The sequence below is a fragment of the Plantactinospora sp. ZYX-F-223 genome (assembly GCF_039649625.1).
Taxonomy (GTDB): Bacteria; Actinomycetota; Actinomycetes; order Mycobacteriales; family Micromonosporaceae; genus Plantactinospora.
Window position 1 is genome coordinate 12,583 of record NZ_JBDJAV010000036.1, and the last position, 19,735, is coordinate 32,317.

20 protein-coding genes are annotated in these 19,735 nt (G+C 69.4%); 8 read left to right on the plus strand and 12 right to left on the minus strand.

Going from position 1 to position 19,735, the window contains the following annotated elements:
* Window positions 1-165: 165 nt before the first annotated feature.
* Complete coding sequence (locus tag AAH979_RS30365; RefSeq protein ID WP_346261564.1) at window positions 166-1,065, minus strand: hypothetical protein; 900 nt, start codon at window positions 1,063-1,065, stop codon at window positions 166-168.
* 153 nt (window positions 1,066-1,218) lie between these two features.
* On the opposite strand from AAH979_RS30365, the gene AAH979_RS30370 reads away from it, so the two are divergent.
* Together AAH979_RS30370 and AAH979_RS30375 are read left to right on the plus strand one after the other, a co-directional pair.
* Window positions 1,219-2,355: a histidine kinase gene (locus tag AAH979_RS30370; RefSeq protein ID WP_346261565.1), complete on the plus strand. Its 1,137-nt coding sequence runs from the start codon at window positions 1,219-1,221 to the stop codon at window positions 2,353-2,355.
* Window positions 2,352-3,002: a response regulator transcription factor gene (locus AAH979_RS30375; protein ID WP_346261566.1), complete on the plus strand. Its 651-nt coding sequence runs from the start codon at window positions 2,352-2,354 to the stop codon at window positions 3,000-3,002. The genes AAH979_RS30370 and AAH979_RS30375 overlap by 4 nt, the downstream gene beginning before the upstream one ends.
* A 31-nt stretch (window positions 3,003-3,033) precedes the next feature.
* On the opposite strand, the gene AAH979_RS30380 is transcribed toward AAH979_RS30375, so the two are convergent.
* The 3 genes from AAH979_RS30380 to AAH979_RS30390 all read right to left on the minus strand — a co-directional run bounded on the left by AAH979_RS30380 (window position 3,034) and on the right by AAH979_RS30390 (window position 5,269).
* On the minus strand, window positions 3,034-3,549 hold the full coding sequence (locus AAH979_RS30380; protein ID WP_346261567.1) for a hypothetical protein: 516 nt from the start codon (window positions 3,547-3,549) through the stop codon (window positions 3,034-3,036).
* Window positions 3,550-3,691: 142 nt separating this feature from the next.
* Entirely contained in the window at window positions 3,692-4,363 is a 672-nt protein-coding gene (locus AAH979_RS30385) for a hypothetical protein (RefSeq protein WP_346261568.1), read from the minus strand.
* Between the two features lie 120 nt (window positions 4,364-4,483).
* Window positions 4,484-5,269, minus strand: a complete 786-nt coding sequence (locus AAH979_RS30390) for a DeoR/GlpR family DNA-binding transcription regulator (protein WP_318396735.1) — start codon at window positions 5,267-5,269, stop codon at window positions 4,484-4,486.
* Between the two features lie 227 nt (window positions 5,270-5,496).
* Here AAH979_RS30390 and AAH979_RS30395 point away from each other — a divergent pair, with 227 nt between their 5' ends.
* The 3 genes from AAH979_RS30395 (at window position 5,497) to nagA (ending at window position 8,640) form a co-directional block, all read left to right on the plus strand.
* The gene (locus AAH979_RS30395) at window positions 5,497-6,426 is read left to right on the plus strand and encodes a sugar isomerase (RefSeq protein WP_346261569.1); all 930 of its coding nucleotides are present in this window, start codon (window positions 5,497-5,499) and stop codon (window positions 6,424-6,426) included.
* Complete coding sequence (locus AAH979_RS30400; protein ID WP_346261570.1) at window positions 6,423-7,364, plus strand: ROK family protein; 942 nt, start codon at window positions 6,423-6,425, stop codon at window positions 7,362-7,364. The genes AAH979_RS30395 and AAH979_RS30400 overlap by 4 nt, the downstream gene beginning before the upstream one ends.
* A 151-nt stretch (window positions 7,365-7,515) precedes the next feature.
* Window positions 7,516-8,640: an N-acetylglucosamine-6-phosphate deacetylase gene (nagA, locus tag AAH979_RS30405; RefSeq protein ID WP_346261571.1), complete on the plus strand. Its 1,125-nt coding sequence runs from the start codon at window positions 7,516-7,518 to the stop codon at window positions 8,638-8,640.
* A 42-nt stretch (window positions 8,641-8,682) separates the two neighbouring features.
* Here nagA and AAH979_RS30410 read toward each other — a convergent pair whose 3' ends face one another.
* From AAH979_RS30410 to AAH979_RS30435, 6 genes are all read right to left on the minus strand, one after another.
* Window positions 8,683-9,513, minus strand: a complete 831-nt coding sequence (locus AAH979_RS30410; RefSeq protein ID WP_346261572.1) for a hypothetical protein — start codon at window positions 9,511-9,513, stop codon at window positions 8,683-8,685.
* Between the two features lie 165 nt (window positions 9,514-9,678).
* A complete protein-coding gene (locus tag AAH979_RS30415; RefSeq protein ID WP_346261573.1) occupies window positions 9,679-10,842 on the minus strand; it encodes an EI24 domain-containing protein in 1,164 nt (387 codons plus the stop codon).
* Between the two features lie 337 nt (window positions 10,843-11,179).
* On the minus strand, window positions 11,180-13,258 hold the full coding sequence (locus AAH979_RS30420) for a LamG-like jellyroll fold domain-containing protein (RefSeq protein WP_346261574.1): 2,079 nt from the start codon (window positions 13,256-13,258) through the stop codon (window positions 11,180-11,182).
* Between the two features lie 109 nt (window positions 13,259-13,367).
* Window positions 13,368-13,676 (minus strand): DivIVA domain-containing protein, encoded by a 309-nt coding sequence (locus tag AAH979_RS30425; protein ID WP_346261575.1) that lies wholly within the window; start codon window positions 13,674-13,676, stop codon window positions 13,368-13,370.
* 148 nt (window positions 13,677-13,824) lie between these two features.
* Window positions 13,825-14,388: a hypothetical protein gene (locus AAH979_RS30430; protein ID WP_346261576.1), complete on the minus strand. Its 564-nt coding sequence runs from the start codon at window positions 14,386-14,388 to the stop codon at window positions 13,825-13,827.
* Window positions 14,385-14,873, minus strand: coding sequence for a hypothetical protein (locus AAH979_RS30435; protein WP_346261577.1), 489 nt, complete (start codon window positions 14,871-14,873; stop codon window positions 14,385-14,387). The genes AAH979_RS30430 and AAH979_RS30435 overlap by 4 nt, the downstream gene beginning before the upstream one ends.
* Window positions 14,874-15,219: 346 nt before the next feature.
* Between AAH979_RS30435 and AAH979_RS30440 the strand changes: the two genes are divergently transcribed.
* Window positions 15,220-15,453 carry a winged helix-turn-helix domain-containing protein gene (locus tag AAH979_RS30440; RefSeq protein ID WP_346261578.1) on the plus strand — a complete coding sequence of 78 codons (234 nt, stop codon included), beginning with the start codon at window positions 15,220-15,222 and terminating at the stop codon, window positions 15,451-15,453.
* Between the two features lie 11 nt (window positions 15,454-15,464).
* Here the strand turns inward: AAH979_RS30440 and AAH979_RS30445 are convergent, their stop codons facing one another.
* Both AAH979_RS30445 and AAH979_RS30450 read right to left on the minus strand, forming a co-directional pair.
* Window positions 15,465-15,695, minus strand: coding sequence for a hypothetical protein (locus AAH979_RS30445; RefSeq protein WP_346261579.1), 231 nt, complete (start codon window positions 15,693-15,695; stop codon window positions 15,465-15,467).
* Between the two features lie 449 nt (window positions 15,696-16,144).
* Window positions 16,145-16,771 carry a hypothetical protein gene (locus tag AAH979_RS30450; RefSeq protein WP_346261580.1) on the minus strand — a complete coding sequence of 209 codons (627 nt, stop codon included), beginning with the start codon at window positions 16,769-16,771 and terminating at the stop codon, window positions 16,145-16,147.
* Window positions 16,772-16,985: 214 nt separating this feature from the next.
* On the opposite strand from AAH979_RS30450, the gene AAH979_RS30455 reads away from it, so the two are divergent.
* Both AAH979_RS30455 and AAH979_RS30460 read left to right on the plus strand, forming a co-directional pair.
* Window positions 16,986-18,524 (plus strand): class I SAM-dependent DNA methyltransferase, encoded by a 1,539-nt coding sequence (locus AAH979_RS30455; protein ID WP_346261581.1) that lies wholly within the window; start codon window positions 16,986-16,988, stop codon window positions 18,522-18,524.
* Entirely contained in the window at window positions 18,521-19,708 is a 1,188-nt protein-coding gene (locus AAH979_RS30460) for a restriction endonuclease subunit S (protein ID WP_346261582.1), read from the plus strand. The genes AAH979_RS30455 and AAH979_RS30460 overlap by 4 nt, the downstream gene beginning before the upstream one ends.
* The last annotated feature ends 27 nt before the right edge of the window (window positions 19,709-19,735 follow it).

Consider the following 19,735-nt stretch of genomic DNA (forward strand, 5'->3'; position numbering starts at 1 on the left):
GGGCGGCCGATCTTCAGTACCTCGTCCGTCGCTCCTCGCAGCCGGCGGCACCCGAGTTTGAGCGTGATGCCATGGAGTCATCACGATGACTTGGTGGTATCACGCTCGACCGGCATATATGCCGGTGCCCGGATGACCCGTCCGGGCGGCGTGGGTCCATCGCTGTCATGACCGGGACCCGGCCGACGCCGAGGGCCGGGCCGCGTCCCGGCGCGCCGCCCGCTCCCGGGCGTCGGCCGAGCGCCCCCACCGGGTACGCGGCCACGGCTTCAGCACCGACAGGATGGTGGCGCCCCAGAGCGCGACGGTGAACGCCGCCAGGCAGGCCGTCAGGGCGACGCCGGTGGCACCCGGCTCGGCGGCCGGGTCGACGGTACGCAGCGCCAACTCGTCGGCGAGCGCACTCTCCAGCGTCCCGGCGACCAGCGGGATGCTCACCGAGATGGCGAACTTCACCAGCACCCACCAGTGCCGGACCAGACCCCACTTCGTGCCGAGCGAGAGCACCAGGCCGGTGATGATGGCGAGGAACATCGACGGGATCGCCGCCGCCAGATCGACGATGTGCAGCACCTCGTAGGCGCCGTGCCGGAGCGCGTGCGACTCGGCGGCGGTACCGACGATCGCCAGTACCGTCATGGTGAGCGCCACGCCGAGCCAGCCGACGCTGAACCCGACGTGCAGGACCAGCCAGACCTTCCGGGTCCGGGGCGACATCCGGGGGAACCTCGGCCGGCTGACCGCGAGGATCGCCAGCGACAGCGGGATGCCGAGCAGCGCGACCGTGGCCGGGATGCTGAAGACGAACTGCGCCAGCGCCAGGACCAGGTGCAGGACGATGGTGATCCGGCGCCCGCGCTCCGGCCCGCGCAGCGCGGCGACCACCGACAGCAGCGCCGCCACCGGATAGCCGACCAGTGCCGCCACCCGGAGTACGACCGCGTCGGAGCCACCCAGCAGCGACCCGACGGCCAGCGCGGCAAAACCGACGAAGACCCAGTGCAGCACGGTGAGGGCAGCGGGCCTGGAGACGCGGCCCCGCTCCGGTCGGACATCGAGAGACATGCCTCGACGCTAGGCACGCCCGACCCGGTCGCCATCGGCCGAGATACCCCGCATCGCCGCCCGATGGTCGCTCGGTGCCGGCCCCCGGCACTACTAACGGATGAATCCAACGACCGAGGCGGCACGAGGCCGACCTGCATAGACTTCTCCGGCATGGGTTCCCGCCAGCAACGCGCCGTGGACCTGCTGCTCGCCGCGGTCTGCGTGCTGGCCGGCGTCTGGGACGGGTTCCAGTCCGGGTTGTTCGATGGCTCCCCGATCGTCAACCAGCGCGCCCCGCTGGCCGTCAACGCGGCCCTCGGGGTGCTCACCGGGCTCGCCGTACTGGTCCGGCGGGACCGGCCACTGCTGCTGTACGGCTCCGCGCTGCTCTGTTGGGCCGTCGTCGGGGCGTACCCGGCGACGATCCTGGCGCAGTACTCCGTCGGTGCCCATCTCCGCCCGGCCCGGCTGCGGGTCGTGCTCACCGCCGTCATGGTGACCGCGGTGGCCTGGCCGATCTGGCACGCCAACGGCGGCGACGCTGGCGTACCGCTCAGCGTCGCGATCTGCATCCTGCCGGTGCTGGTCGGCCTCTACCTGTCGTCCCGCCGGGAGGTGCTGGCGAACCTGGAGGAACGCGCCCGGCGCAACGAGCGCGAGCAGCGGCTCCGGATCGACCAGGCCCGGGCCGAGGAGCGGGCCCAGATCGCCCGGGACATGCACGACGTGGTCACCCACCGGGTGGCGCTGATGGTGCTGCACGCCACCGCGCTGGAGTCGGCGCAGGGGCGGGACGCGGTGACCATCGCCGGCCAGATCCAGGGCATCGGCCGCGAGGCGCTGGCCGAACTGCGTACCCTGGTCGGCGTGCTGCGGGACGGCGCCGCCGTGCCGCTGCGCCCACAGCCCGGTCTGGACGACCTGGCCGAGCTGGTGACCGCGTCCCGGGCCCTCGGGCACACCGTCGAGCTCTCCGTCGAGGCCGGACTCTCCGCCCCGGCCCTGGTGCAGCACGCGGTCTACCGGGTGGTGCAGGAGGCGCTGACCAACGTGCACAAGCACGCCCACGACGCCCGCACCACCGTGTCGGTCGGCTCGGACGGCGACGGGCTCTGGCTGGTGGTCCGGGACGACGGCGGTACCAGAGCACCGGCCATGGCGCCGGGCGGCGGGCACGGGCTGCTCGGCATCGCCGAACGCGTCCGGCTGGTCGGCGGCACACTTCGCACCCGCCGACTGGCCGGCGGCGGTTTCGAGGTGTCGGCCCGGCTGCCGGTGGCCGGCCCGAACCTGGAGGTCAGCCCGTGATCCGGCTGCTGGTGGTGGACGACGAGTGGATGGTCCGGGCGATGCTCCGGACAATCATGGACGCGTACGACGACATCGAGGTGGTCGGCGAGGCCGGCGACGGTGCCGAGGCGGTACGCCAGGCACGCGACCTGCGCCCCGACGTGGTGCTGATGGACATCCGGATGCCCCGCGCCGACGGGCTGGACGCGACCGCCGCGCTGGCCCGGTTCGCGGTGCCGCCGAAGGTGGTCGTGCTGACCACCTTCGACCTCGACGAGTACGTGGCGACGGCGCTCCGGCACGGCGCGGTCGGCTTCCTGCTCAAGGACGCCACCGCCGACCAGATGGCCGCCGCCGTCCGCAGCGCCGCCGCCGGTGACGCCATGCTGTCACCGCAGGTCACCCGCAGGCTGCTGCACCGGTTCGCCGAGCCGGCCGACCCGGACCGCCACGACGCCCTCCGCCGGCTCGACGTGCTGACCGACAAGGAGCGGGAGGTACTGGTCGCGCTCGGCGAGGGACTGACCAACAGCGACATCGGCCGGCGGCTCTATCTCAGCGAGGCCACCGTGAAGAGCCACGTCAGTCGGCTCCTTGCCAAGCTCCAGCTCACGAACCGGGTGCAGGCGGCGATCCTGGCGCACCGCGCCGGCCTGGTCCGCTGAGCCGGGTCGGCCGGCCCGCTCCGCCGAACGCTCAGAACGTGCTGATGTCGAACCGGGTGGCCCGGGCGCTCACCGGCCCTCGGCCAGTCTCGTTGCCGTCGATGTCGAGCCCCCGGTACGTGCCCTGGCTGGTCAGCGTGTCGCCGCGTACCTCGGCGTGGTGCAGGGCCCGGACCTCGCCGTTGTAGCGCAGCGGCATCCCCTTCAGGTCGTCCGGCAGCACCTGCCAGAGGGTGAACGTGACGGTACGCCGCCCGGTGGGCTCCCAGCGCCCGGTGGCGATGTGGATCCCCTGGGCGAAGGAGAGGAAGAAGCCGTCCGGCAGGAAGGTGAAGAGTGCCACCTCCTCCTCGTGCGGCAACGTGACGACACCACGCCAGGTACCCACGACCGGGCTGTCCGGCCTCCGGCGGTTCGGTGGGGACGCCGAGGCGGCCCCGCCCGCACCCACCGCCACCCCGCTCGCGGTCACCGCCGCACCGATCGCCACCGCGCCGGCACCGGCGGCGCGCCGCAGGAACCGCCTCCGGTCGTCGTGTTCGGTCATCGGAAACACCTCGCCATCACTGATTCGGACTGGACGGGGACGACCGTACGGCGATGCCCGGTTCGTCCACATCGCCCGTTGGTGGCCGGAGCCGCCCTTCCGGCCCGCCGTTCGGCTGAGTCGTTCGGCCGAGTCGTTCGGCTTACCGGGCTTCCGCTCTCCACAGCTCCCAGGCCAACCAGGCCGAGCCGATCCCGACGAGCACGCCGTGCGTGATCCGCACCGCAGCGGGCGTGAAGAACTGCGGCAGGAACAGGGCGAACCCCAGCGCGAACGGGATCCCGCTGTAGCGGGTCAGCGTCCCCGACCGCCAGACCGCCACCGCGGCCAGCACCGCGCCGATGCCCAGCGCCAGCAGTCCGATCCCGAAGGTGGTACTCGCGACCGGACTGAAGCGTACGGTCTCGACCACGGCGAGCAGGTCGAACCGCTGACCCTCGGCGGCCTCGCGGGCGAGGGCGTTCAGGCCGAAGTCTTCGGCGCCGTAGTACGGCAGGACCAGCCCCGCGCCGATCCACCCGGTCAGCATCGCGGCGACCGCCGGCCGTTCGCCCGGGGTGCTGTCGACCGCTCTGCGCAGCGCGAGGAGCCCGAGCGGCAGCAGGATGAAACCGATCACGGCGAACAGGTGCGAGGCCACCCACGCGGTGGAGCTCATCGCGGCGATCGCCCCGGCCGGGGTGGATTCGTCGTCCCAGGGCCGGATGGCCGGATAGAGGACGAACAGGGCACCGGCGGCCGCGAACAGGAGAGCGCCGGGCCGGGTACGGGTGGCGGCAGGTGTCGAGGTCGCCGTGAACCGAGGATGCTTCATAGCCGTAAAGCTAATGAGCTTAGCTTCACGGTGTCAAGTACCCAGCGAGATCGACCATGTGGTGACGTCCGGCCAGGTCAGGCCGGCAGAGGCCCGCGCCCCGTGCTGGGCGGCGGTGGGTCAGGCGCAGACGACGTTGACGCCCGCGTCCCGGAACGCCTGCACCGTCACCGGGTCCGCACCGGAGTCGGTGACCAGGGTCTCGACCCGCTCGATCGGGCAGATCCGGGCGAAGGCGTGCCCGCCCAGCTTGGACGAGTCGGCGATGATCACGACTCGCTTGGCCCGGGCCACCATCAGGTTGTTCATCGACGCCTCGCCCTCGTGGTGCGCCGCCGCGCCGAGCTGCACGTCGATGGCGTCCACCCCGAGTAGTGCCACGTCCAGGGTGACCTCGCGGAGCAGCGCGCCGCCGAGCGGGCCGACCAGCTCGAAGGACTGCGGCCGGACCACGCCGCCGGCCACCACGATTTTCATCCGGGACCGGACCAGCAGCTCGTTGGCGATGTTCAGCGCGTTGGTCACCACGGTCAACTGGGCGCCGTCGGCGCTGCTGTTCAGGTCGGGCCGGACGGCCAGCCCCCGGGCCACCTCGGTGGTGGTGGTGCCGCCGTTGAGCCCGACCACCATGCCCGGGGCGACCAGAGCGGCGGCGGCGGCGCCGATCCGCTGCTTCTCGGCCGAGTGCTTGGCGGTCTTGTAGCGCAGCGGAAGGTCGTACGAGACGCCGTTGGCGACCGCGCCGCCCCGGGTACGCGTGATCATCTGCTGTTGGGCGAGCTGGTCGAAGTCGCGCCGGATGGTCGCCTGCGAGACGTCCAGCCGGGCGGCGGCGTCCTCCACACTCACCCGACCGGTGTCGGTCAGCAGTTCGAGCAGCGCGTTCCATCTGGCGTAGCGGTCCACCCGGGCCTCCAGCTGCGTACGATGCGGAGATTCCGTGCACAATAGTGCGCGAAACGCGCAGCCGCAAAACCATGTTCTGCGCAAAGCTGCGCACGGTTGCCACGACCGTTATGTTTCGCGCAGAATAACGCGCGAAAGATCGTCAAACCGAGCCGTATTGCGCAGGCCGGTCCGCCGTCACATGGCGCCGCCCCGCCGGTGCGGTCTCCCGCCTGCGAGGAGCTGAGATGGGCCACGTCGACGCGGAGATCGCCAGTCAACCCGAGTGCTGGCGGCAGGCCGCCACGCTGGCCGCCGACTCCACCGGCGCACTGCCCCGGCCCGGCGAACGGGTCGCCGTGGTCGGCTGCGGCACCTCCTGGTTCATGGCGATGGCGTACGCCGGGCTGCGCGAGCGCGCCGGGCACGGCGAGACCGACGCCTTCCAGGCCTCCGAGTTCCCGCTCGACCGCCGGTACGACCGGGTCGTGGTGATCACCCGGTCCGGTACCACCACGGAGGTGCTGGACGTCCTCTCCGCGCTGGGCGGGCGCCGGCCGAGCACCGTGATCGTCGGCGACCCCGGCTCGCCGGCCGTGGACCTCGCCGAGCAGGCCGTCGCGATGCCCTTCGCCGACGAGCGCTCGGTGGTACAGACCCGGTTCGCCACCAGCGCCCTGGCCCTGCTCCGGGCCCACCTCGGCACCGGGATCACCGCGCTGGCCGCCGACGCCGAGGTGGCGGTACGCGCCCCGCTGCCGTTCGACCCTGCCCGGGTGGAGCAGATCACCTTCCTCGGCAAGGGCTGGACGGTCGGGATCGCCCACGAGGCGGCGCTCAAGTGCCGCGAGGCGGCCACCGCCTGGGCCGAGGCGTACCCGGCGATGGACTACCGGCACGGCCCGATCTCGATCGCCGCACCCGGCCGGGTGGTCTGGGCGTTCGGCGAGATCCCCGACGGGCTGGCCGAGGACATCGCGGCCACCGGGGCGGCGTTCGTGCACAGCCGGACCAACGGCGTACACGCGGTGATCGGGGGCTGGGCCGCGGGCCGGCCGCCGCTGGACCCGATGGCCGACCTGATCCTGGCGCAGCGCTTCGCCGTCGCTCTGGCCAAGGGGCGCGGCCTCGACCCGGACGCGCCCCGGCACCTCACCCGGTCCGTGGTTCTCGCATGACCGACCCCGCCCCGGCACCGGCCGGAGACGTGGTCGTCGCGCTCGACGTCGGCGGGACCGGGATGAAGTGCGCCCTGGTCCGACCGGACGGACGCGTCGTGCACACCGAACGGCACCACACCCGGGCCGAGCGCGGCCCGGCGGCCGTGGTGCAGAGCATCCTCGACGTCGCCGAAGGGCTCGCCGGCAAGGCCCGGTCCGACGGGCTCACCCCGGTCGCGGTCGGGCTCGCCGTGCCAGGGGTGGTCGACGAGACCACCGGCCGGGCGGTCTGGTCGGCCAACCTGGGCTTCCGGGACGTACCCCTGCGGGAGCTGGTCACCGCGCGGCTCGGCCTGCCCGCGGCGCTCGGCCACGACGTGCGGTCCGGCGGGCTCGCCGAGGCCCGGCTCGGCGCCGGGCGGGGCACCCGGCACGTGCTCTTCCTCGCCATCGGCACCGGGATCGCCGCCGCGCACGTGGTCGACGGGTCGGCCTTCGCGGGCGCGCACGGCGCCGCCGGCGAGCTGGGCCACGTCGTGGTACGCCCCGACGGGCCGCGCTGCGGCTGCGGCCGGCTCGGCTGCCTGGAGGCGGTCGCCTCGGCCGCGGCGGTCGGCCGGCGCTACGCGACGCTGACCGGTGTTCCGGCGACCGCCGCCGAGGTGGTCGCCCGGGTGGCCGGCGGCGAGGAGACCGCGACCCGGGTGTGGCGGGAGACGATCGACGCCCTGGCCGACGGGCTGGCCATCGCCCAGGCGCTCTACGACACCGAGGTCGTCGTGCTCGGCGGCGGGCTGGCCGAGGCCGGCGCCGACCTGCTCGACCCGCTCGGCGTGGCGCTGCGGCAACGACTGACCTTCCAGACCGAGCCCCGGCTGCTGCGCGCGGCCCTCGGCGACGAGGCCGGCTCCCTCGGTGCCGCGCTGCTCGCCCTCGACACCATGAACCGGCCGTGAGCGGGCCACGCCGCCCTGCTCGGCCGGCCCGTCCCGAGCCGTTCCGGCCATCGGCGCGACGCAACGACGACGACATGACCGAGCCTGACGAGATCGTCGATCGGCCCGGTCTGATATGTCATGGCGACGACGAGCGCAGCGAGGAGACGACATGACCGTCCGGGTCAGTGGCAAGGTGGTAACCCCGACCGGCGTGATCCGGCAGGGATGCGTGGAGCTGGACGGTGAACGGATCTCGGCGGTCGCCGAATATCCGTCCATCCAGGACGGGCACTGGGTCGTGCCCGGCTTCGTGGACATGCACAGCCACGGGGGCGGCGGGCACACCTTCACCACCGGGGACGCCGACGAGGCCCGGGCCGCCGCCGCGTTCCACCTCTCGCACGGCACCACCAGCATCCTGGCCAGCCTGGTCAGTTCGCCGTACGAGCTGATGCGGGACGCCACCGAGGCGTTCGCCCCGCTGGTCAAGGAGGGCGTACTCGCCGGCGTCCACTACGAGGGGCCCTATCTGTCCGGGGTACGGTGCGGGGCGCAGAACCCGAAGTTTCTCCGCGACCCGTCCCTGGACGAGCTGACCGAGCTGCTCGCCCTCGGCGACGGTACGGTCCGGATGGTCACCCTCGCTCCCGAGTTGCCCGGCGCGCTGGCCGCGATCGAACTACTCGTCTCCCGGCGGGTCGTCGCGGCGATCGGGCACACCGACGCCACGTACGAGCAGACCGGCGCCGGGGTGCTCGCCGGGGCGACCGTGGCGACCCACCTGTTCAACGGCATGCCCAGCGCGCACCACCGGGAGCCGGGGCCGGTCTTCGCGCTGCTCGGCTCGCCCAACGTGGTCTGCGAACTGGTCGCCGACGGCGTACACCTGCACCATGGCACCCTGGCGTTCGCCGCCGGGGTGGCCGGCCCGGACCGGGCCGCGCTGATCACCGACGCGATGGCCGCCGCCGGGATGCCGGACGGTGAGTACGAACTGGGCGGCCAGCCGGTGGTGGTGGCTGGCGGCACCGTCCGGTTGGCCACCTCGGACTCCTCGCCAGGTGCGATCGCCGGCAGCGTGCTGACCATGGACGCGGCGCTGCGCGCGGCGGTGGCGGCCGGTGTCCCGATGGTGGACGCCTGCCGGATGGCCGCGACCACCCCGGCCCGGGCGATCGGGCTCGGCCAGCGGATCGGCGCGCTGATGCCCGGCTGGCGGGCCGACCTGGTGGTGCTGGACGACGATCTGAACGTCGTCCGGGTGATGCGTGCCGGCGAGTGGGTCGGCGACTGATCCGGCGGCAAGAACGCCACCACGACCGTCGCGCGGTGCGGGCTACGGTTGCAGTTGGGCCAGGGCGGCGACGGCCACGCCGTGCGCCGTCTGCCTCGATGACGCGTCGACGAGTGGGCTGAAGTCGTACTCGAGCAGGTTTCCGCCCTGGAACCAAGCCCGGCCACCGGTGGAGGCCATCCCCACGTAGTCCTGGACGATGCTGTCGTAGCCGCCGTAGCAGAAGAATCCGCCGTCCAGCCACACTGGCTCGGGGTGGTACAGCCAGAACTCCTCGTTGATGAAGTACGGCGTGCCGAAGCAGGTCGGCTGGAAGCGGAGCTTGGCCCGGTTGAACGCGTTGACCAGCAGCGTGGTCAGCTCCGCAGTGCTGAACCGGGCCTCGGCCCGGGCGACCAACGCTATCGGCCCGATCGCGCCGAGCAGGATGCCGAGTTGGTTGCGCGCCCCGGTGTTGTCCGCACCGACCCCGCTCCATAGGGCGTCGATCAGGGTCACGCAACTGGTCACGTCCTGCGCCCAGCGCTGCTTGAGGCTGAGCGAGAACTCCGCGATGTCGGCAAACTCGAGTACGTGGTGCCGGACGCACGCCGTCGCCTCGGCCACCGCCAGCGCGTCCGCGTGCGCGATGATCGCGTCCCGGGAGGTGTTGACCGCGCTGATGATCTGCCTGGTCGCCTGCTCGATCGTCATGCCGCCGTTCTGCGAACCCTTGAAATACGAGAACGCGGCCGCCGCGAACTGGATGATCGACGCCACCGTTCCCGGGTCGACCGCCTGGGCCGGCCTGGCCGTGCCCGGCACCAGCACCCCGGTGGCCAGTACGGTGGCGCTGACGCCCGCCAGCAGCCGCTTCTTCATCCTTGTCACCATCTCGCCCCTCCTGGTGCTCCTCGTCCACGACGAATTGGACTCTGCCGTCGGGCGGAACTCGGCGACAACCGAGGAATCGACAGACGCGAATAGCGTGACAGCGCGCGACGGCGCTGTCTTCGTCAGTGTTGACAATGCGGGCGGCAGGTCGGACCCCCGCTTCTGTCACCTGTGATGAAGATCGGTGCAATCGCTGGCGCGGTCCCTCCGGGTCACCGCGTCGGCCCGGCGCATCCGGCGGTGCAGCAGTACCGCACCGGTGAAGACCATCGGCGCGACGAGCGCCCGCAGCGGGGTGAACGGCACCCCGAGCAGCAGTCCACTGGTGGCACCGAAGCCGATCACGCTGGCCCGGTGCCGCCAGACCGTCCGGAACTGGCCCCGGAACGTGGACGCCCCGTGGTGATGCAGCGGGATCGCCAGCATCAGCAGTCCGACCAGGAACCCGTTGAAGACGGCGACCGCGCCGATCGCCACGAACACGTTGAGCCCCGGCACGAGCAGCAGCGGTACGAGCAGCAGCCAGCCGAGCTGGACCACCAGCGTGACCAGGACGGCCTGCCGGATGGCGACCCCGGACGCCCGCCACAGCGAGGGCATCCGGTCGGTGGCGCCGGGATCGACGCCAACGACCGGCTCGACCGGGCCGAGCCGACGCTCCAGCCGGCGGGCGAGCAGCACGTAGCACGGCGCGCCCAGCACGATGCTCAGCGGCAGTACGAGATAACCGAGGGCGAAGTGGATGCCGATCCGTACGCCCCAGAGCAGGATCTCGCCGAGCGTACTGTGAATCCACTGTGGCCACGTCTCGGCGAACGAGGTGAGCCAACCGATCACGGCGGCGGCGCCGGCCTCGACGGCGTGTGCGATGCCGAGCATGACCAGCGCCAGCAGCACGAGCGGGGCCACGGCGTAGGGCCAGAGTGCCGGGCTGCCGAGGAACCGCCCGGCGCCCCGGAAGAAGTAGCCGATCCCGGCAGCGAGGTTCACGATCGGCCGGGTGCCCCGGTGGGCGGCGGTACGCGCCGTCCGGGCCGCTCCGGTCGCCACCGACGCGGCGGTCTGCGCGGCACCGGTGGCGACGACTGTGGCGGTCTGCGCGGCACCGGTGGCCACCGCCCGGCCGGCCTGGCGTAGCGCCTCGGCGTCCGGGACCTGGCGCGGCTTCCACCGTGGTTGCGGCACGACCGGGGTGGGCTCCAGCGGAGCGAGCATCGCCGCCTCGGCGGGGCCGACCTGGTGGTCGCCGAGGTCGGCGAACGGGACGGCGGGGTCGTCGGCACCGGCCGGGCGACGTGGGACAGGTCGTTCCGGCTCGGGCGTACGCATGCCGAGGCAACCTTTCGGGCCAACGGGAGAGGGCATGACTGTCGGGGCAGCACAGCCACCCCCTGGTGGTACGGGGTTGGACGCCCGGCCCCGAGTCATCGAGCAGTGTAGTTCCGATCCCGGCGGCTGACATTCCCCTCGTCGGCCGCCGGCTCAGGCTACGAGGAGGAGACGGTGCATCCGGTTGGCCAGCGGAACGAAGGCGTACGAGCTGGGCGGCCGGCCGGTGATGCGGCCGGTATCCCGATGGTGGACGCCTGCCGGATGTCCGTGACCACCCCGGCCCGGGCGCTCGAGCTCGGTCAGCGGACCGGCGCGCAGGTGCGGGTTTCCAGGTCTAGCGCGGCCCACCCTCGGCACACGGGAACAGATAGAGATCGAAGAAGGCTCCTGCCGGGGAGATGTCGATCGTCTGGCTGGCGCACTGCCCGTCATGGCTGGACGACACGGTGTAAGTTCCGGCCGGAATCCCGGTGAACGAGAAGGCTCCGTCCGGACCGGTGGTCAACTCAAGGCCGCCCGGCTCCAACCGCACCGTGGCGCCGGCGACTGGCATGAACGTCCTGACATCGATCACGGTGCCGGAGAGATACGGCTGCCCGAGCACGGTGAACTGCCCGCGGGCCGAGGCGCTGACCCGGTTGCCGTCGTCCACCGCGACCACGTACACCGACCGGTCGCCGATCTGGCTGCCAACATCAAACGTCACCGTCGCCGTGCCACCCGGCTCCGTTGCCGCCACAACGGTGTCCAGCCCGAAGTTGTGGACGCTGTAACGGAACTTCGTCACGTTGGTGTCGCCGCGGGCGTCGAAGACGACGGTGAGCTGGCCGCCGGCATCGGCCACGGCTCCATTGGGGAAGGTGACCGCCGGTTGCAGCGGAACGGCCAGTTCGGCGAGCTTCGCCGGGCTTTCGGGATAGTCGTAGACCCGTACGTCGTCCACCGCGCCGGTGAATAACCCCTGGTCGCCACCGTTCCACCGGCGCTTGCCGATCGTGGTGTCGGTCGTGGCGCCGAAGCCACCCGCCAACGCGGCGGTCCTGCTCTGCGCGACCCCGTCGACATAGAGGGTCAGCGTCCGGGTCGCCGCCTCGTAGACCCCGGCCAGATGCGTCCACTTCCCCGGCACGGCGACAGCGTCGGACGTCACCGAGTACACGGCCGGGTCGTCCGTGTCGGCGCCGGTCATCGAGAACCGCCACCGCTCGACGCTGCCCGCGTAGCCCAACGAGTACGCGAAGGTGCGCGTGCCGTTCCCGGCCAGTACGACCTGCTCGGCGGGGCCGGCCGGCGAGGTGATCCTGGCCCAGGCGGCGACCGTGAAGTCCGCATCCGTCCGGACCGGCACCGCCGCGCTCTCACCCGGGCGGGTCAGCGTCACCGGCCCGCTCACCGTGCCGGCCGCGCTGCCGTCCAGCGCCAACGCCGTGCCGACGCCGGAGCGCCCCGACACCCGGGTCGCGGAGGCGTCGAGGGCGGCCGTGTTGCCGTGTCCGCTCACGTCGACGGCGTCGCCGCCGGTCTCCTCGAACGTCCAGTGCCCGGCCGGCCCCCACGGCGCCCGCACCGAGAACGTGTAGATCCGCGCCTGGGTCGAGAACCGACCGGCGCGGTCCTTGGACCACACCCGGAACATGTTGATCCCGTCGCGGGGCGGGCTGACCACCAACGTGGCCCCGTGGTCGGTCGAGCGGGCCGGGATCGTGGCGGCGGTCGTCGGCAGCGTCCCCGAGTCGAAGGTCCAGGCGTACGCCTCGACCTCGTGCGGATCCACCTCGGGCGGCGCGATCTCGAACACCCCCGGCCAGCCGACCGCGCCGTGCGCACCGTCGTCCGGGTAGTCGGTCGACGTCACGTTGCCGGGCATCGGCGGCGGCGTGACGTCGACGGTGAACTCGCAGACCTCCGACCAGGCACCGTATCCGGAGCCGTCGTGGGTGCGCGCCTGCCACACGTACGTGCCACCGTCGACCAGCTTGCCGGCCGGGATCGCCTGCGACACCGTACTCGGGTTCCCAGAAGCCTGCGAAACCTTGTCGACCTCGTTTCGGGAGTCGCCAAGGGGCCACCAGTAGAACCAGGTGGTCAACGACTGCTGCCCGGTGTCCGGATCGGACTGCCGGCCCGCCAGGATCGGGGTCGTGGTCAGCACGTACGGCCGCGCGGCTCCCGTCGCGCACGGCTTACCGTCCGACTTGCGGTCCGCCAGCGCGTTCGGCTTTGCGTTACGGTCGGTCGCGAGGCGCGGCACCGGTTGGTTCGACCGCTCGAACCGATCCTGCGTCGGCGACGCGGCGGCCGGGCCGGCGGGGGGCAGGACCATGCCGGCGATCAGGACGACGGCAATGGTCGGCAGCGCCGAAAGCCGCCAACCGCAGGTGGTGGAGCAAAGGCGGGCACGCCGAGTACGCATGGAACACCCCGATTGACGTGGCTACGCTGAGCTAGCGGACGATGACTGTATCAAGCCCAGAGATCTTGGACAACATCGTTAAGCATCAACAAATCGAGCCCGGTCGCGCTCACCACGGCCCCCGGTTCGGGGTACGCCGGGCCGGGTCGACGTACCAGCATCGGGCGTGCCGGGACTGACACTGTCGCAACCCCTGCCGGATCCGCTCCGCCTCGGCGCGGGCGGCGCTCTCGGCCCGCCGCAGGCCCTCCAGTTCGTCGGCGAGGCGGCGCAGGTAGGCGTACACCTGCTCCGGGTCGAGGCCACGCCACCGCGAACGGAACGTGGCCGCACGGACCTGGGACGGCTGGACAGGCTGCCGGGCTGGATGGCTCAGCGTGGCCCCTCGGGCCACCGCCGACACTTTCTCGCGTCCCACGTCGGTCCTTCCGGGAGAGGTGGCGGGCGGCACCGAGGCGGACGGGGTCGGCCACCGGCTACCCGGACAGCGGCGGCCGGAGCCCGGCATCCGCCCCGGGCCCTTTCCCACTTCCGGACGCCGTGCCCCCACAGCGCCGGAAGAGGCTCTAGCTGGTCGCGCCGGTCAGCCGATCGGTGTACGAGGCCAGCGCGCCGGCCGCCTCAGTCAGGCTGGCCGTCATCAGGCCGAGTTGCTCGGCAGCCTGCGACCACTGCTCGGTCACGGTGTCGGTGGAAAAGTCAGGGTCGCCCGCGTCCCGGAGCCACTGCCCGGCGCCGCGCAGCCGGTCGGGCAGCTCGGCGATCCGCTCGGCCGCCTCGGCAAACTGGGTCTGCGACACGGTCAGCATTCCGGCGACCTGCCCGATACTGGTCATGTCATCCCGGCCGAAGCGTTCGTGTACGCGCCGGATGCCGCCGCCGAGCAACTGCTCCGCGTGGTTGGCCAGATCGAGCGCGTCCTCGGTGCAGCGGCGGGCCCGCCGCAGCTCCGGGTGCGCCGAGCCGGCCCCGGTCCGCTCCAGCAACGCGGCGGCGGCCGAGACAGTCAGGTACGCCTCCCGCAGCTCACCCGCGACCTGTTCCGCCGCCCACGCCGCACTCGCCTCCGGGGTATCCACTGGTACGTCCTGTGGTGTCGCGTCCGCCGTCCTCGGTTCCGGGACCGTCACCGCACACCTCCGGTGGGTGCGTCGGCGGCCCACTGCTGCGACAGCGAGCCGACATCGGCCAGGAACCGCGACAGCTCGTCCTCCGACACCCACTTGAGTAGGCTCCAGAGGAGCAGCATCTCCACCTCGATGACGAGATTGGGATCGAACTGCTCCCCCTCGCTGATGTCGCCGGTCGTCGCGCTCCCGATCAGGCTCTCAGCAACCTTCGGGTCAAGGTCGAACCCGGTGCGCACGATCTCGACCCGGGTATCGGCGACGAACTGGATGATCGCCGCCTGGTCCGAGAAGGCCGCCAAGTGCCTTCGGGTCGCCAGGAAGAACCCGGCCCCGACCACCAGCCCCAGCTCACCCCAGCCCTGCTCGTCCAGCTCCGCACAGCGCTGGCGGTACGCCTCCGCGTCACTCCTGGCCAGTTCTCGAAGGAGTTCGAGGTAGGTACTCCGGTCGGTCACGGGTGTGCCGGCCACTTCCATCACTGTCACCTGGGCCCCTTCCACGAGATGTGATTGGCGTGCCGGGGCAGCCCGAACCACTAGGTCAGGTTCGGGTCACCGCTCGGTGGCCCGATGGCCACCCCGACACGTTTCCGGGTCGTACAACCCGGGGGAGGCGGAACACCAGGCCGCCGAGCGAGGAGTTCCACAGAGGAAACGTTAGGCAAGTTAGACGTCTAAGTCAATGAACTTCGGAGACCGAAGTGACAACCTGTGCACGGTCAAGCCGGATGAGTAGATGCCGCAGCGATCTTAGGCAGCCTAGACACCTACGATGTTGTAGGTAACAAACTCACATGGTGAGATGGATGGGCCGAGCGAGGAGTGCCCAACCATGCCCAACCGACCTGCCGACTATCAACGTGTCATCGACGCGATCACCGCGCAGATCCGCGCTGGTGAACTGGCGCCGGGAGACAAGCTTCCCACCTACGCCCAGCTTGCCGACCAGTTCAAGATCAGCGTGACCACCGCCCAGAACGCGCTGCGAATCCTTCGTGAGCGTGGCCTTGTCGAAGGCCATCAAGGCAAGGGAACCTTCGTGGCAGAGAACCCTCCACTGGCTTAGGTCCGGACAGCTCAGATCGTCCTCAAGTAGCCCCGGAGGTTGTCCCGCGACAACCGCAGCAGCGTGCACGCCTCTTCCACCGCTGCGCGTGCCGCGCTCGACTGCCCGTTGATCCGTTGCAGGAGGGTAGGGCTGGCTCCCGCGAGCACCGTCATCAGCCAGGCGTGGTTGTTGCGGATGCCGTCGATCACGCCGGTCAGCTCCCGATGATTGCGCTCGATCATCGCGATGATTTGTTCCATCTCAGCGATGAGACTGCCAGTGCTTACGTTCGCGCTGCTCCCTCCGTCACCCCGGCTCCTCCGCCCCAACTGCGGTCCACGCCTCCCCGTCCGCTGTCCCGGCACCGAACCGAGACGGACAGGCTGCTGGGCTGGCGGACCGTTGACCCCGGTGGGCGACTGCGGGGCGTCCCGACGCGAGGTACGGCTCTTGAGCGTGTCGAAGCCCGCGTTCACCGCTGCCTTCGCGACAGCGCCCAACGCCACGCCGAGTACGGCGCCGGCCCCCGAGACCACCGTTGGCGGCAGCGGTACCCCACGCCTGGCCGCAGCACCCCCGGCAATCAGACCAAGTGCTCCGCCTGCCCACTCGACCAACTTCCCGAGTGTTTCCTTCGGCGTCTCAAACTTCCAGTTCCGCAGAAAGGAGGACTCTCGCTCCTGGCGTTGGTTGTGCCGGCGGCGGTAGTTCACAGGTCTACGACAGGATCAAGGAAGGCGCACTGCGTGGCGATCATCATCGGTAGGTTCAGCGCCACCTCGCGCGCGACCTGCGATGCGGTGAGGCCAGATGGTTCCTCGCCCTCGTCCACGGCTGCTAGATACTCGCACGCGGTCCAGAGGTTGGGGTGCAGGAACGAGAACGCCCACATCGTGTACGTGGTGTTGTGCACGGCGACCAGGGCCTTGTTGTGATGGCCCATCCGGTGGTACTCGGGCTCCTCAGGCGTGGTGCCCATTCCCTCAGCCGTTGGGAAGAGCCGGTAGCGCCGAAACACCTCCTCCAGCGGACCCTCGGGGTCAAACTCCAGCAGCAGTCCGCGCTCAAGCAGCCCGGTCACCAGACCCTCGGCATCTGCCTGCGGCTTCGGCGCCGTCAGCAACGATTGGACCAGCCAGTCACGGTTCACCCGCAGATTCGAGTGGCCTTCGACGTCGAGGAAGGCCGCGCCGTAGACGCCGATCTCGGCATCGTTCAGGTCCACCATGTCCCCGCCGAGGTGGACCTCCCACGACTCGGGCTCCGGGTCGGCCGGGCGCACGTACCTGTGTTGCGGTCCAAGGCTGAAGCCAACTGGAACGATGACGCGGGCCATGCGGATCCTTCCGGCGATGCTGGTGCCGCCGACCATACCGAAGTAGACACGCCCCGTCAGCCCTCGGCCAACGGGCGGTAACTCAGCAGCCGGACTTCCTCGGCTCCAGGTACGGCTCGCCGGACCTCAACACCCGATTTCATCCATAGACAGAACGCCGTACCCTACGAACCCGAACGTCCTTCATGTGCCGAAGACCTGGGGAAGTAGCTAAGTGATCACTGGTGAGCTGAAGAGCCGGATCGACCGGATCTGGGACGCGTTCTGGTCGGGCGGCATCTCGAACCCGCTTGAGGTGATCGAGCAGATCACCTACCTGCTCTTCATCCGACGGTTGGATGACCTGCACACGCTCGCCGAGAACAAGGCCATGCGAACGGGCAAGCCGATCGAGCGCCCGCTCTACCCGGACGGCACCGATCCGCAGGGCAGGTCATACAAGGAGCTGCGCTGGTCGCACTTCAAGCATGCCGAGCCGGGTGAGATGTTCGAGATCGTCGGGCAGCACGTCTTCCCGTTCCTACGCACGCTCGGCGGTGACGGCTCCACCTACTCAACTCACATGAAGGACGCCCGGTTCACCGTCCCCAACGCCGCCCTGTTGTCGCGGGTGGTCGACATGCTCGACGGCGTGTCGATGGACGACCGGGACACCAAGGGTGACCTGTACGAATACATGCTCAGCAAGATTGCCATAGCCGGCCACAATGGACAGTTTCGGACTCCGCGACACATCATCCGGCTCATGGTCGAGATGATCGGTCCCGGACCGGACGACACCATCTGTGACCCGGCTTGCGGCACGGCCGGCTTTTTGATGGAGGCGAGTGAATACATCCGGCGCGAGCACCCTGACGCCTTCCACGACCCCAAGCGCAACCACCACTTCCATCACGACATGTTCCACGGCTTCGACTTCGATAGCACCATGCTCCGAGTCGGCAGCATGAACATGCTGCTACACGGGGTCGAGCACCCGGTCATCGAATACCGTGACTCGCTCGCGCAAAGTGTCAGCGATGAGGCCGAGAAGTACTCGGTTATTTTGGCCAATCCACCGTTCGCCGGGAGCCTTGACTACGAGAGCACAGCGAGGGATTTGCTCCAGGTAGTCAGGACCAAGAAGACCGAGTTACTGTTCCTGGTACTCATTCTGCGCCTACTCAAGCCCGGCGGCCAGGCAGCGGTGATCGTACCCGACGGAGTACTTTTCGGCTCATCCAAGGCACACAAGGAACTTCGCCGGATGCTCGTCGACGACCATAAGCTCGACGCAGTGGTCAAGCTTCCCGGAGGGGTCTTCAAACCATACGCCGGAGTATCGACTGCGATTCTATTCTTTACCAAGACCAACAGCGGCGGGACGGAGAACGTCTGGTTCTACGACGTGGCGGCCGACGGCTGGAGCCTAGACGACAAACGTACTCCTCTCATGTCAGTCGAAAAACTTGGGGCGAGGCCATCGACCGACTTAGACGAGGCGGAACACGCCAGGAATAACCTGCCAGACATTCTGGCTCGTTGGCCGAAACGAGACAGTGCGGAGCTGAGTCAGGCACGGAGCGAGCAGAGTTTTTGCGTGTCGAAGGGCGACATCGTCACTCAAGACTATGACCTTAGTCTTAACCGCTATAAGGAGGTCGTTCACGAGGAGGCCGAACACCGCCCACCATTGGAAATCCTAGCCGACCTTGAACGACTCGAAGGCGAGATCAAGCAAAGCTTGTCGACGCTGAAGGCGATGATCGGATGAGCGAGGTCGAGGTGTCAAAGCTGCGCGATGCCTGCCTTATTAATCCAAGAGCAAAGAAGCGACCCAGCGACGACGAGGCGATCTCTTTCCTTCCCATGGCAGCTGTGAACGCCGAAAATGGCACAACATCGGAAGGCGAGGACAGGCCGTTCGGTGAGGTCAAGAAGGGGTACACCTATTTCGAAGACGGAGACATATTATTCGCCAAGATCACACCATGTTTCGAGAACGGCAAAATTGCGCAAGCTAGAATCCGCCGAAGGTTTGGCGTTGGGTCCACGGAGTTTCATGTCATACGACCTGACCGTGCTCGCGCCAGCGCCCGCTACATCCTGCACTTTTTGCGCCAACAACGCATCCGTGAGCTAGGAGAGCGCAGGATGACGGGAAGTGGTGGCCAGCGCCGAGTTCCCGAAGCATTCGTGGCCGACCTCGAAATACGACTCCCCGAAGTAGAGGAGCAGCGCAGGATTGCGGAGGTACTGGATCGGGCGGACGAACTGCGGGCCACGCACATTGAGAGCCTCTCTCGCCTCGATGAACTCACCCAATCTACTTTTCTTGACATGTTCGGTGACCTGACCAGAAATCCGCTCGGATGGCCAGTTGAAGGGGTGGAGACTGTATGTTGTTTGATAGTCGACTGCGTGAATAGGACCGCCCCCACGGTTGACAATCCGACTCCCTTCAAGATGATAAGGACAAGCAATGTCAGGGCCGGAAAGGTCAGCCTGGAAAACTGCCGATACGTAACCGAAGAGGTCTTCCGACGCTGGAACCGACGAGCGACTCCTCGGCGAGGTGACGTGGTCCTTACTCGAGAAGCACCAGTGGGGGAATCCGGGATCCTAGACTCCAACGAAAGCGTGTTCCTGGGTCAGCGCTTGATGCTCTACCGAGTAGATCCGCAGAAGGCAACACCGGAGTATTTTTCGGCATGCTTCAGAAGCTCGTTCTTACGTCGCCAATTCCTGCGTGGGGGTTCTGGGTCAACGGTCAAACACTTATCGCTGCCCGCCTGTCGAAGTCTTGAGATTCCTGTCCCACCAATTCACCTGCAAAGGGAATTCTCTAGACGGGTGCAATTCCTTGAGAAGCTCAAGGTGGACCGACTGTCGGCACTTCGGGCGCTGGACGAGCTGTTCGCGTCGTTGCAAGATCGGGCTTTCCGCGGGGAGCTGTGATGTGTCATCATCGAGGGCTGTCCACCT